This is a genomic window from Cupriavidus sp. 10L43_2 (assembly GCF_056395265.1).
Genome location: NZ_JBFTJE010000006.1, coordinates 21,173 through 33,223, shown reverse-complemented (window position 1 = coordinate 33,223; position 12,051 = coordinate 21,173). Strand labels below are relative to the sequence as shown.

The following is a 12,051-nucleotide window of genomic DNA, read 5'->3' as shown; positions in this document are numbered from 1 at the left end:
CGGCATGCCGGCCGGGGCTCGCCCTGGCCGCACGCTGCCCGCGGATCCTGTCCGGCTTTTGCCTTTTGGACATAATCCGCGTATAATCCAAGTCTATTCAAAAGTGTCATCCTTAGCGAGGGTGGGCGAATGATGGGCATTGCGCCCATTTTTTTTTGGTTCGCCCGTTTTGTGCTTGTGGCCGCGACTGCGCCACGCCGGCGCCGGGGATGACGGGGCAGGCAAGGCAGCGGTTCGTTCCAGAACCTCGTTTCAGGACCTAGTTTCAGAACGGAAGTCGTTGTCCGGTGTCTGCCATGGTGTTGAAGGCCACTATTCGGGAATACAGTGCATCTGGCAGATTTGATCGAAACCACCCTTAACGGCATGGGCTACGAGTTGGTTGAGCTTGAGCGTGCCCCCGTCGGACTGCTGCGTGTCTATATCGATCAGCCTGAAACCGGCATCGTCATTGAGGATTGCGAGAAAGTAAGCCGCCAGCTTACCCATGTGCTTACGGTCGAAAATGTCGACTACGAGCGCCTCGAGGTGTCCTCGCCCGGTCTGGACCGGCCGCTGAAGAAGCTGGCCGATTACGTCCGTTTTGCCGGCGTCGAGGCCAGAATCACGCTGCGCCTCCCGGTGAATGGCCAGAAGAATTTCGTCGGCATCATCCAGGCACCCACTGGCGATGACGGAGCCGAGAAAATCGGCCTGGAATTCGAAGGACGCGACGGCCCGGCACTGCTGGAATTCGCCATATCCGACGTCGACAAGGCACGGCTCGTGCCAGTGATCGACTTCAAGGGAAATCAAAGAAAAGGGAACAAGCAATGAGCCGCGAAGTTCTGTTGCTCGTCGATGCGCTTGCGCGTGAAAAGAACGTCGACAAGGATGTGGTATTCGGTGCGCTCGAAGCAGCACTCGCTTCGGCCACCAAGAAACGCTTCGAGGAAGACGTGGATATCCGCGTCGCCATCGACCGCGAATCCGGTGAGCACGAAACGTTCCGCCGCTGGCTTGTCGTCCCCGACGAGCAGGGCCTGCAGGAGCCGGACAAGCAGATCCTGCTGTTCGAAGCCCGCGATCAGGATCCGGAGATCGAGCTCGAGGAGTTTGTCGAAGAGCAGATCGAGTCCGTGGAATTCGGCCGGATTGGCGCCCAGGCGGCCAAGCAGGTGATTTTGCAGCGTATCCGTGACGCCGAGCGCGAGCAGATCCTGAACGATTACCTGGATCGTGGCGAAAAGGTCATGACCGGCACGGTCAAGCGTGCCGACAAGAAGGGTCTGATCGTGGAGTCCGGCCGCGTGGAAGCGCTGCTGGCCCGCGACCAGATCATTCCGAAGGAAAATCTCCGTACCGGTGACCGCGTACGGGCGTATATCCTCAATGTGGATCGCGCCGCGCGCGGCCCGCAGATCGAACTGTCGCGTACGGCACCCGAGTTCCTGATCAAGCTGTTCGAGAACGAAGTGCCGGAGATGGAACAGGGCCTGCTCGAGATCAAGGCGGCCGCCCGCGACCCCGGCGTGCGCGCCAAGATCGCCGTGGTGGCCCATGACAAGCGCATCGACCCGATCGGCACTTGCGTGGGCGTGCGCGGTACCCGCGTGACGGCTGTGCGCAACGAGATCGGCGGCGAGGCCGTGGATATCGTGCTGTGGTCGGAAGACCCGGCGCAGTTCGTGATCGGCGCACTGGCGCCGGCGCAGGTGCAGTCCATCGTCGTGGACGAGGAAAAGCATTGCATGGATGTGGTGGTGGACGAGGAAAACCTCGCCGTCGCCATCGGCCGCAGCGGCCAGAACGTACGCCTGGCGTCCGAACTGACCGGCTGGCAGATCAACATCATGACGCAGGAAGAATCGGCGCAGAAGCAGGCCGAGGAAAGCGAAGTGGTACGCAAGCTGTTCATGGCCAAGCTGGACGTGGACGAGGAAGTGGCGGACATCCTGATTGAGGAAGGGTTCTCCACGCTGGAAGAAGTTGCCTACGTGCCCATCAGTGAAATGATGGAAATCGAGGCCTTCGATGAGGACACCGTCACTGAGCTGCGCAACCGCGCACGCGATGCGCTGCTGACGATGGAACTGGCCCGGGAAGAAAAGGTGGAAGAGGTGTCGCAGGATCTGCGCTCGCTCGACGGCCTGACCCCCGAGCTGATCGGCAAGCTGGCCGAAGGCAATATCCACACGCGTGACGACCTGGCCGAACTGGCTGTGGACGAACTGGTCGAGCTGGCCGGCGTGGCGGATGAGGAAGCCAAGGCGCTGATCATGAAAGCACGGGAACATTGGTTTAACTGAGGGACACGTACGGGGCCAGGGGCCCCGGCGCTTTCCGCATACGATTTGTCCCGACGTAGAAACCGAGCATTGAAAGGGTTTGAATGGCAAGCACAACAGTTGCCCAACTGGCCGCAGAACTGAGCCGCAGCGCAGCTGCCCTGCTGGAACAATTGCAGGCAGCTGGGGTGGGCAAAGCGACGCCGGAAGACATCATCACCGAATCGGACAAGACCCGACTCCTTGATTATCTCAAGCGGTCGCACGGTCAGGCCGACGACAGCGCACGCAAAAAGATCACGCTGACCAAGCGCGAAACGTCCGAAATCCGTCAGGCCGATTCCACCGGCAAGACCCGTACCGTTCAGGTCGAGGTGCGCAAGAAGCGCGTCCTGATCAAGCGTGACGAGGTCGCCGGGGATGCACACGCCGATGGCGTGGACGCCGCGGAAGCGGCCGAGGCCGCCGCCGAACAGGCACGCCGCGAGGAAGAGGAAAGCCGTCAGCAGGCCGAGGCGCTCGCGCGCCAGGAAGCCGAACTGAAGGCACGCCAGGAAGCCGCCGAGCGCGAGGAAGCCGAGCGCCGTGCGCGCCAGGAAGCCCTCGAGGCCGAGCAGCGCCGCCAGACCGAACTTCTCGCCCGCAAGGCCGAGGAAGAGGCCGTGGCTGCCCAGGCGGTGAACAACGCCGTCGAGGACGCTGCCGTGCGCAAGAAGGCCGAGGACGACCAGGCCCGCGTGGCCGCCGAGCGCGTGCAGGTGCAGAAGGATGCGGATGACGCGAAGGCAGCGGCCGACAAGGCCCGTGCCGAGCAGGACGCCGCCCGCCGCCGCCGCGAGGCTGCCGAGGCCGAGGCCCGTGCGATCCAGCAGATGCTGAACGCCCCGGCCCGCGTGCTGAAGGCGCCGTCGGAACGCAAGGCCGAGGAAAAGAAGGCCGAGCAGACCGGTACGCTGCACAAGCCGGTGAAGCCGCCTGGCACGACGACCGAAGCCAAGAAGGACGACAAGAAACCGGCCACGACCACCACGGCCACGACCACCGTCGACAAGAAGACCGGCAAGCCGGTCAAGACCGGTACGTGGCAGGACGATAGCTCGCGCAAGAAGGGCAGCGGCCTGAAGACGCGCGGCGATACGTCGGGCGGTGTGGGTGGCTGGCGCGGTGGCCCGCGTGGCCGCGGCGGCAAGCAGCATGCCGACGATCGCAGCAACTTCCAGGCGCCGACCGAGCCGGTGGTGCGTGAAGTGCACGTGCCGGAAACCATCTCGGTGGCCGATCTGGCGCACAAGATGGCCGTGAAGGCGTCCGAGGTCATCAAGCAGATGATGAAGCTCGGCCAGATGGTCACGATCAACCAGGTGCTGGACCAGGAAACCGCCATGATCGTGGTGGAAGAAATGGGCCACAAGGCGTTCGCCGCCAAGCTGGACGATCCGGAAGCACTGCTGGTGGTGGATGGTGAAGACCATACCGACGCCGAACTGCTGCCGCGTCCGCCGGTGGTGACCGTGATGGGTCACGTCGACCACGGCAAGACCTCGCTGCTCGACTACATCCGCCGCACCAAGGTTGCCGCGGGCGAAGCCGGGGGCATTACGCAGCACATTGGCGCCTACCACGTCGAAACCGAACGTGGCGTGATCACCTTCCTGGACACCCCGGGTCACGAGGCCTTCACGGCCATGCGTGCCCGTGGCGCCAAGGCCACCGACATCGTGATCCTGGTGGTTGCGGCGGACGACGGCGTGATGCCGCAGACCAGGGAAGCGATTGCGCACGCCAAGGCTGCCGGCGTGCCCATCGTGGTGGCGATCAACAAGATCGACAAGCCCGAAGCCAACCCGGACCGCGTGAAGCAGGAACTGGTGGCCGAGCAGGTGTTGCCGGAAGAGTACGGCGGCGATTCGCCGTTCGTGCCGGTGTCCGCCAAGACCGGCCTGGGCATCGACGACCTGCTCGAGCAGGTGCTGCTGCAAGCCGAAGTGCTGGAGTTGACGGCACCGGTGGACGCCCCGGCCAAGGGTCTGGTGGTGGAAGCCCAGCTCGACAAGGGCAAGGGCCCGATCGCGACGATCCTGGTCAGCAGCGGCACGCTCAAGCGTGGCGACGTGGTGCTCGCAGGCAGTGCCTACGGCCGCGTGCGCGCCATGCTGGACGAAAACGGCAAGCCGACGAAGGAAGCTGGTCCGTCGATCCCGGTGGAAATCCAGGGTCTGTCGGAAGTGCCGGCCGCCGGCGAGGAAGTGCTGGTGCTCCCGGACGAGCGCAAGGCGCGTGAAATCGCCCTGTTCCGTCAGGGCAAGTTCCGCGACGTGAAGCTCGCCAAGCAGCAGGCCGCCAAGCTGGAAACGATGCTGGAGCAGATGAGCGAAGGCGAAGTGCAATCGCTGCCGCTGATCGTGAAGGCCGACGTGCAGGGTTCGCAGGAAGCGCTGGTGCAGTCGCTGCAGAAGCTGTCGACCGAGGAAGTGCGCGTGCAGATTGTGCACGGCGGCGTGGGCGGCATCTCGGAGTCGGACGTCAACCTGGCTGTGGCCTCGAAGGCAGTCGTCATCGGCTTCAACGTGCGGGCTGATTCCGGCGCGCGCAAGCTGGCCGAGCACAACGGCATCGACATCCGCTACTACAACATCATTTACGATGCGGTAGACGAGATCAAGGCGGCGATGTCCGGCATGCTGGCGCCGGAGAAGCGCGAGACCACGATCGGCCAGGTGGAAGTCCGCCAGGTCTTCCGTGTGCCGAAGATTGGCGCCGTGGCCGGCTGTATGGTCACCGACGGCATGGTCAAGCGCAACTCGCTGGTGCGCGTGCTGCGCAACAACGTGGTGGTGCACACCGGCGAACTGGACTCGCTCAAGCGGTTCAAGGACGACGTCAAGGAAGTCAAGCAAGGCTTCGAGTGCGGTTTGTCGATCAAGAACTTCAACGACGTTCAGGAAGGCGACCAGCTCGAGGTGTACGAAATCACCGAAGTGGCGCGTACGCTGTAAGGCGATACGCAAGACGGCAGGCTCCGGCCTGCCGTTTTCACTTTGGGCACAAGACAGGTTTGAATGGCCAAGAAAGGCAATATCTCTTCCCGCAATCTGCGGCTTTCCGACCAGATCCAGAAGGAACTGGCCGAGATGATCCAGCGCGAACTGCGCGACCCGCGCCTGGGCCTGGTCACGCTGCAATCGGTGGCGCTGACGCCCGATTACGCGCACGCCAAGGTCTACTTCACGGTGCTGGGCGCCGAGCCTGAGGTGGCCGCCGGTATCCTGCGTGAGAAGGCCGGTTACCTGCACTCGCTGCTATTCAAGCGCCTGCACATCCACACCGTGCCGACGCTGCATTTCCATCACGACACCTCGGTGGAACATGCCATCGAAATGTCGAAGCTGATCAACGAAGCCAATTCGACGCGGGCCAAGGACGACGAGTAAGTCCGTCGCGCCGTTCCGCCTTTGTGACGCGCGCCGGACCCGCTCCTGCGCCGCGCTTCTCTCCCCGCCGCAATGACCGATTCCTCCGCAACCCGTCCGCCCCGGCTGCCGCGCCGCGACGTGCATGGCGTGCTGCTGCTCGACAAGCCACTGGGCCTGTCGTCCAACGACGCGCTGGTGCGCGCCAAGCGCATGCTGCGCGCCAACAAGGCTGGCCACACGGGCACGCTGGACCCGCTCGCCACCGGCCTGTTGCCGCTGTGTTTCGGCGAGGCGACCAAGTTCTCCCAGGATCTACTCGAGGCCGACAAGACCTATGAGGCCGTGGTGCGGCTCGGCGTGACGACGACCACCGGCGATGCCGAGGGCGAAGTCGTTGCCGAACGCCCGGTCACCTGCGACCGCGCCGCGCTGGATCTGGCGGTATTACGATTTACGGGCCCAATCGAACAGGTGCCGCCGATGTATTCGGCCCTGAAGAAGGACGGCAAGCCGCTATATGAATACGCGCGCGCCGGCCAGACCATCGAACGCGCGGCGCGGGCGGTGACGATCCATGCGATCGAACTGCTCGACGTGGCCCTCGACGCCAGTCCGCCGCAATTCACGATGCGCGTGCGCTGCAGCAAGGGCACCTACATCCGCACGCTGGGCGAGGACATTGGCGAAGCGCTCGGTTGCGGCGGCCACCTGACCGCCTTGCGCCGCACGGCCGTGGGCGACCTCACGCTCGATGGCGCGGTCACGCTGGAACAAATCGACCAGCAATCCGACGATATTCGCCCGACCATGCTCGCGCCCGTGGACGCCTTGCTGCAACGCTGCGTGCTCGTGCAGCTCGACGACGCCGCGATGGCGCGATTCCTCCAGGGCCAGCGCATCGCACGGCGCGACCTGCCCGAGGGCACCGCGCTGGAAGAGGAAACCCTGGCGCGCGTGTACGGCGGCGAGCCGTCCCGCCTGCTGGGCGTGGCCCGGATGCGAGAGGGCGCACTGCGCCCGGAGCGGCTCGTAAAGATCTAAAATCTGGCCGGGCAGCGGCCAGCCAGTCCCCGACGGACGTGTTGTATATTCACGCGTGATGCCATAGGCATCGGCGCGGCCAGCGGGCAGGGCCGCAATAAAAACAACCACTTACGGGGCTGACGATGTCTTTCCGATCCTTCGGTGCCGCGCTGCGCGCGCCGCATGCTGGTCTGTCGTCGGCCCGGTCGTGGCTGGCGATTCTCTTTCTGTGTGGTGTGGCGTTGCTGTCGGGATGTGTCACCGATGAAGACGACGGGAAAGTCCAGGCACCGGCGGGGCTGAGCTACGCCATGACATCGGCGATCTACGTAGCCGGCCAGCCCATCGTGCCGAATCGACCCAGCGTCAGTGGCGACCCTGTGACGCGCTATTCCGTGGCACCGGCCTTGCCGGCCGGGCTGACGATCGACGCGGCCAGTGGGGTGATTGCCGGTACGCCCGCCTCGGTCAGCGCCGCCACTGTATACGTAGTGACCGCCGAGAACGCCGGCGGCAGCGCTACCGCCCGGGTGCAAATCGAGGTGCGCAATACCGGGGCGGCGCCTTCGGGGCTGACTTACCGGGAGTCGGCCGTCATCTACACCGTCGGCACAGCCATCACGGCCAATACGGCCACCAGCGCCGGCGGCCCCATTTCCACATTCCGCATCGCGCCCGCACTGCCGGCCGGGATGGCATTCAATACCCAGACGGGCGCCATCACTGGCACGCCGACCGTCGTGTCGGCCGAGTCGAGCTATACCGTCACGGGCAACAACGGGGCGGGCGAGACCACCGCCACGCTGCGTATCGCCGTGCAGGCGGGCGTCGTGGCACCGGCCAGCCTGGCGTTCAGCACGCCCACGGCCCGCTACGTCGTGGCGGAAGCCATCGTACCCAATACCCCTGTGGTGACTGGCGGCGCGGTCATCGCCTATACGGTCAGCCCGCCCTTGCCGGTGGGCCTGAGCATGAACACGCAAACCGGCGTGATCTCCGGCACGCCAGCGGTCGTGCAGTCGCAGGCGGTCTACACGGTCACGGCCCGCAATGCTGGAGGCAACACGCAGGGGCAGGTGCAGATCTCGATTGTGGCGCGAGGCAGCTAGGCTTCGGCTACGCCCCCGGCCCCTGACCGAGCGGCCCCGGGCCGAGGCTCCCATGACCTATCCTTGACCCACCAGCCACGAATCAGCGGTGGGAGCCATGCGTTGCCTGATTTTTTGCGCGGTGCAGTGCCTGCTGGCCGTGACGTGGACGCTCTACGCGGCCTTCCTGCCGCAACTCGCCGCGCAGGTCGGCATTGGCAAGGCGCAGGTCGCGTGGATCTTGTTGATGGATCAGGCGATCTTCGTCATCGCCGACAGTGCCATGGGCATCGCCGCCGACCGCATGGCCAACGCCATGCACCGTCTGGGCGTCTGGATCCTGGCGATTTCGGTCGTCTCCGGCGTCGCTTTCGTGCTGCTGCCGGCCGCCACGTCGCCGGCGCTGCTGGTGGGCCTGACCGCGCTCTGGGCCGTCACCTCGTCCGTGCTGCGTGCACCGCCGACGGTCATCATCGCGCGTCGTCTTGAACGCTCCGCCACGCCGCTTCTGATTGCATGGTCGATACTGGGCATCGGGCTGGCCGGGGCGCTGGCCCCGATGCTGACGGCGGCGCTGCGCCAGTCGTCGCCCGTAGTGCCGTTCGTGCTGGCGAGCGCCGGCCTCGTGGTGGCAGTGGTCGCACTGCGCTGGATCGAGTTGCCGCCGCGCGAAGCTCCCCCGCCACGCCGCGCCCCGCCCGCGCCGATGCCGGCGCTCTGGCTGTTCTTCGCCGCCACGTGGCTGCTGGCGTTCGGCTTCCAGATCCACATCGCGATCAATTCCGGTCCCGCCTATCTCCGCTTCGCGCCCGCCACAGAGCTGGTGCGCTACATGCCGGCCTTCTGGGTGGGCTTCGTCCTTGGGGTGTTGCTGCCGCAGGCGCCTTTGCTGAAGCGCGTGCCGGCCGCCGTGCTGCTGCTGGCTTCAGCGCTGCTGGGGGCGCTCACGCTGGTCGGTTTCGCCACGGCCTCCACGCTCCCCGGCGTGTTGCTCGCGCAGGGCGTTGCGGGCGTGTTGTGGGCGATGGTCTTCGGCACGGTGGTCAATGCGGCGACCGATGCCGGCCATGTGGGGCGGGAAGGGCGCTTCGTCGGGCTGGTGTTCTCGCTCGCGGCGCTGGCGGCGTTGGCGCGCATCGCCATGCTGGCCGCCGGTGCCGCCGCGCCGCTGGCGGGCTGGTTGCCCTGGCTGCCGGTGTTCGCCTGGGGCTGCGCCGCCGTGTTGCTGGCCGCGTTTGCCTGGCAGGGCGGCACGCGGATGGTGCCGCCCGTTGGCGCCGCGTCGCCGCCGGAGCGGCGATAGCGGCGGGTGCGCTTTGTGACGCGCTCAGTGCGCGCCGGCCGCCTCGGCGCCGCCGCCGCCCTGGCTGCGCTTGGTCAGCCAGACAAAGCCGATCAGCACGAAGAACAGCACGCCCGAGATCCAGAAGATGTCGTTGGCGCCCAGCATCGACGCCTGGAGCGAGATGTTCCGCTCCATCAGTCCGATGGCCTGCGTCTGCGTCATACCCATCTGCATCAGATGGTTCAACTGCTCGGTGTAGGTGGCGCTGTAGGGGTTGATCTGCTCCACCAGTTGCGCGTGATGGAGCGCCGAGCGGTTTTCCCAGATCGTGGTCGAGATCGACGCCCCGATTGCCCCGAACGTAATCCGCACGAAGTTCGACAAGCCGGAGGCCGCCGGAATTTTCTCAGGCGGCTGGCCGGACAGGATGATCGACGTCAGCGGAATGAAGAACAGCGCCATCGCCGCGCCCTGGATCAGCGTGGGAATCATCAGCGTGCGCGTATCCACCCCGGTGGTGAAGCCGGCCCGCATGAAACTGACGATGCCGAACGTGATGAACGCGCCCGTCGCCACCCAGCGCGCGTCCACCTTGGGCAGGATGCGCCCGATGATCGGCGACAGGATGATCGCGAAAATGCCCACCGGCGCCATGACGATGCCCGCGTCCGTGGCGGTGTAGCCGACGATGGTCTGCAGCCACAGCGGCAGGATCACCAGGTTGCCGAAGAACAGCCCGTACGCGACCGAGATCGCCACCACGCCGGCGGCGAAGTTGCGCCCCTTGAACAGGTGGATGTCCACCACCGGATGTTTCTCGTAGTTTTCCCAGATCAGAAAGAACAGGAAGCCCACCACGGCAATCACGGTCAGCGCCACGATCACGTTGGAATGGAACCAGTCGAGTTCCTTGCCCTTGTCGAGCATCAGCTGCATCGAGCCGACCCAGATCACCAGCAGCGCCAGCCCGATGCGGTCGATCGGCAGCGTCTTGGTGGGCGTTTCCCGCTCGCGATAGATCGCCCAGGTGGCGTAGGCGGCACCCAGACCAACCGGGATATTGATATAGAAGATCCACGGCCAGGTCATGTTGTCCGAGATCCAGCCGCCCAGCAGCGGCCCCATGATCGGCGCGACCAGCGTGGTCATGCCCCACAGCGCCAGCGCCATCGAACTCTTGGCTGGTGGATAGCTGGCCAGCAGCAGCGACTGGGAGAGCGGGATCATCGGCCCGGCCACAGCACCCTGGAGGATCCGGGCGGCCAGCAGCGTCTCAAGGTTCGGCGCCACGCCGCATAGCCACGACGAGACCACGAACAGCAGGATCGACAGCACGAACAGCCGCACCGCGCCGAAGCGCGTGGTCAGCCAGCCGGTCAGCGGCACCGAGATGGCGTTGGCCACCGCGAACGAGGTGATGACCCAGGTGCCCTGGTTGGGCGAGACGCCGAGATCGCCCGAGATGGCCGGAATCGACACATTGGCAATCGACGAGTCGAGCACGTTCATGAACGTGGCCAGCGACAGCGCGATCGTGCCGATCACGAGCTTGCCGCCGGTCAGCGGCGGTGGCGTGGCGGAGGGCGCCTTGGCCGGTGCCGGCGAAGCGCCCGCGCCCGGCGTGGCGGTGGTGGAATTAGCCATGAGCGGTCAGCCGTGCGGAATCAGGGAGTCAGACAATTACGTATTGGCCGGCTTGGCCACGGGAGCCGCGGCGCCCGCCTTGCCGGTCACGGCCGGTGCCCCCTGCGGCGCGGCCGAGGTGCGGCCGCCGTTGTTCAGCGAGATGATCTTGGCGATCAGTTCGTCGGCGTCCTGCGCCACCTTGTCGTAGACATCGGTCTGGAGCGGCTTGGCGGCGGAGGCGCTGAGCATCGCGCCGCCTTCTTCCTTGCGCACGTCGACGGTGACGTTCATCGACAGGCCCACGCGCAGCGGATGGTCCTTCAACTGCTGCGGGTCCAGCGCGATACGCACCGGCAGGCGCTGCACCACCTTGATCCAGTTGCCCGTGGCGTTCTGTGCCGGCAGCAGCGAGAACGCGGAGCCCGTGCCGGCCGAGAAGCCCGCCACGTGACCCGTGTACTTGACCTTCGAGCCATAGACATCGGCCTCCAGCTCCACCGGCTGGCCGATCCGCATATGCGTGATCTGCACTTCCTTGAAGTTGGCATCCACCCACACTTGGTCTAGCGGCACCACGGCCATCAGCGGCGTGCCGGGGCTCACGCGCTGGCCCACCTGGACCGAGCGCTTGGCCACGTAGCCGGTGACCGGCGCGGGCATCGTCGAGCGGGCGAAGGCGAGGTAGGCCGAACGCAGGTTCGCGGCAGCGCGCTGCACATTGGGATGTTTCTCAACCGTAGTCTGGTCGGTCAGCACCTTGTTCGAAGCGAGTTGCTCCTGCGCGGCCAGCAGCGCCGATTCGGCGGCCTTCAGGCCGGTCTGCGCATGAGAAATTTCTTCGTTCGACACGGCACCCGAGCCGGCGATGGCCTGGCGGCGGCGCAGGTCGTCGCGCGCCTTGGCTACGTCGGCCTGGCGCATCGCCACGTTGGCGGACAGCGAGCCGTTGTTCACGTAGAGCGTGCGCACCTCGCGCACGGCCTGGGCGAGCTGGGCCTCGGCCTGTTCCATGGCCACCTGGGAGTCGGCGCGGTCGAGCTGGATCAGCGGCTGGCCGGCGGTAACGAGCTGCGTGTCGTCGGCAGTGATGGAGATCACCGTGCCACCCACCAGCGGCGTCACCTGCACCACATTGCCGGCGACGTAGGCATCGTCGGTATTCTCGAAATGGCGCGCGTAGACGCCCCAGTACAGGCCATAGCCAAGCCCGGCCACAACGACGGCGGCGGTCAGCGCCACCAGCAGGCGGCGGCGCTTGCCATTGTTGTCGGCGGCGGGGGTCGGGGTTTGCGGCGCGGCAGATCGCGGAGTGTTGCTCATGATGTCTGTCTTTTGCGTAGTCTTTGACG

Annotated in this window: 9 protein-coding genes; 7 read left to right on the top strand and 2 right to left on the bottom strand. The window is 65.7% G+C overall.

The window, feature by feature from the left end:
* Positions 1–327 precede the first annotated feature (327 nt).
* From rimP to AC1DEL_RS10625, 7 genes are all read left to right on the top strand, one after another.
* The gene (gene rimP, locus AC1DEL_RS10655; RefSeq protein WP_092289595.1) at positions 328–816 is read left to right on the top strand and encodes a ribosome maturation factor RimP; all 489 of its coding nucleotides are present in this window, start codon (positions 328–330) and stop codon (positions 814–816) included.
* Positions 813–2,288 (top strand): transcription termination factor NusA, encoded by a 1,476-nt coding sequence (gene nusA, locus AC1DEL_RS10650; protein WP_092289593.1) that lies wholly within the window; start codon positions 813–815, stop codon positions 2,286–2,288. The genes rimP and nusA overlap by 4 nt, the downstream gene beginning before the upstream one ends.
* An 83-nt stretch (positions 2,289–2,371) precedes the next feature.
* Positions 2,372–5,263 (top strand): translation initiation factor IF-2, encoded by a 2,892-nt coding sequence (infB, locus tag AC1DEL_RS10645; protein ID WP_477125731.1) that lies wholly within the window; start codon positions 2,372–2,374, stop codon positions 5,261–5,263.
* Positions 5,264–5,326: 63 nt separating this feature from the next.
* The gene (gene rbfA / locus AC1DEL_RS10640) at positions 5,327–5,698 is read left to right on the top strand and encodes a 30S ribosome-binding factor RbfA (RefSeq protein WP_092289589.1); all 372 of its coding nucleotides are present in this window, start codon (positions 5,327–5,329) and stop codon (positions 5,696–5,698) included.
* A gap of 72 nt (positions 5,699–5,770) precedes the next feature.
* Entirely contained in the window at positions 5,771–6,721 is a 951-nt protein-coding gene (gene truB / locus AC1DEL_RS10635; RefSeq protein WP_092289587.1) for a tRNA pseudouridine(55) synthase TruB, read from the top strand.
* Between the two features lie 125 nt (positions 6,722–6,846).
* Complete coding sequence (locus AC1DEL_RS10630) at positions 6,847–7,812, top strand: putative Ig domain-containing protein (RefSeq protein ID WP_477125730.1); 966 nt, start codon at positions 6,847–6,849, stop codon at positions 7,810–7,812.
* A 97-nt stretch (positions 7,813–7,909) separates the two neighbouring features.
* A complete protein-coding gene (locus AC1DEL_RS10625; RefSeq protein ID WP_477125729.1) occupies positions 7,910–9,094 on the top strand; it encodes an MFS transporter in 1,185 nt (394 codons plus the stop codon).
* 24 nt (positions 9,095–9,118) lie between these two features.
* Here AC1DEL_RS10625 and AC1DEL_RS10620 read toward each other — a convergent pair whose 3' ends face one another.
* Together AC1DEL_RS10620 and AC1DEL_RS10615 are read right to left on the bottom strand one after the other, a co-directional pair.
* Complete coding sequence (locus AC1DEL_RS10620) at positions 9,119–10,720, bottom strand: DHA2 family efflux MFS transporter permease subunit (protein WP_441593566.1); 1,602 nt, start codon at positions 10,718–10,720, stop codon at positions 9,119–9,121.
* Positions 10,721–10,756: 36 nt separating this feature from the next.
* Positions 10,757–12,022, bottom strand: coding sequence for an EmrA/EmrK family multidrug efflux transporter periplasmic adaptor subunit (locus AC1DEL_RS10615; protein WP_477125728.1), 1,266 nt, complete (start codon positions 12,020–12,022; stop codon positions 10,757–10,759).
* Positions 12,023–12,051 lie beyond the last annotated feature (29 nt).

What these genes read in the sequence shown, in the direction of transcription:
- nusA (WP_092289593.1), top strand. Translation starts at nt 813, where the DNA reads ATGAGCCGCGAAGTTCTGTTGCTCGTCGATGCGCTTGCGCGTGAAAAG.
- infB (WP_477125731.1), top strand. Translation starts at nt 2,372, where the DNA reads ATGGCAAGCACAACAGTTGCCCAACTGGCCGCAGAACTGAGCCGCAGC.
- rbfA (WP_092289589.1), top strand. Translation starts at nt 5,327, where the DNA reads ATGGCCAAGAAAGGCAATATCTCTTCCCGCAATCTGCGGCTTTCCGAC.
- truB (WP_092289587.1), top strand. Translation starts at nt 5,771, where the DNA reads ATGACCGATTCCTCCGCAACCCGTCCGCCCCGGCTGCCGCGCCGCGAC.
- AC1DEL_RS10630 (WP_477125730.1), top strand. Translation starts at nt 6,847, where the DNA reads ATGTCTTTCCGATCCTTCGGTGCCGCGCTGCGCGCGCCGCATGCTGGT.
- AC1DEL_RS10625 (WP_477125729.1), top strand. Translation starts at nt 7,910, where the DNA reads ATGCGTTGCCTGATTTTTTGCGCGGTGCAGTGCCTGCTGGCCGTGACG.
- AC1DEL_RS10620 (WP_441593566.1), bottom strand. Translation starts at nt 10,720, where the DNA reads ATGGCTAATTCCACCACCGCCACGCCGGGCGCGGGCGCTTCGCCGGCA.
- AC1DEL_RS10615 (WP_477125728.1), bottom strand. Translation starts at nt 12,022, where the DNA reads ATGAGCAACACTCCGCGATCTGCCGCGCCGCAAACCCCGACCCCCGCC.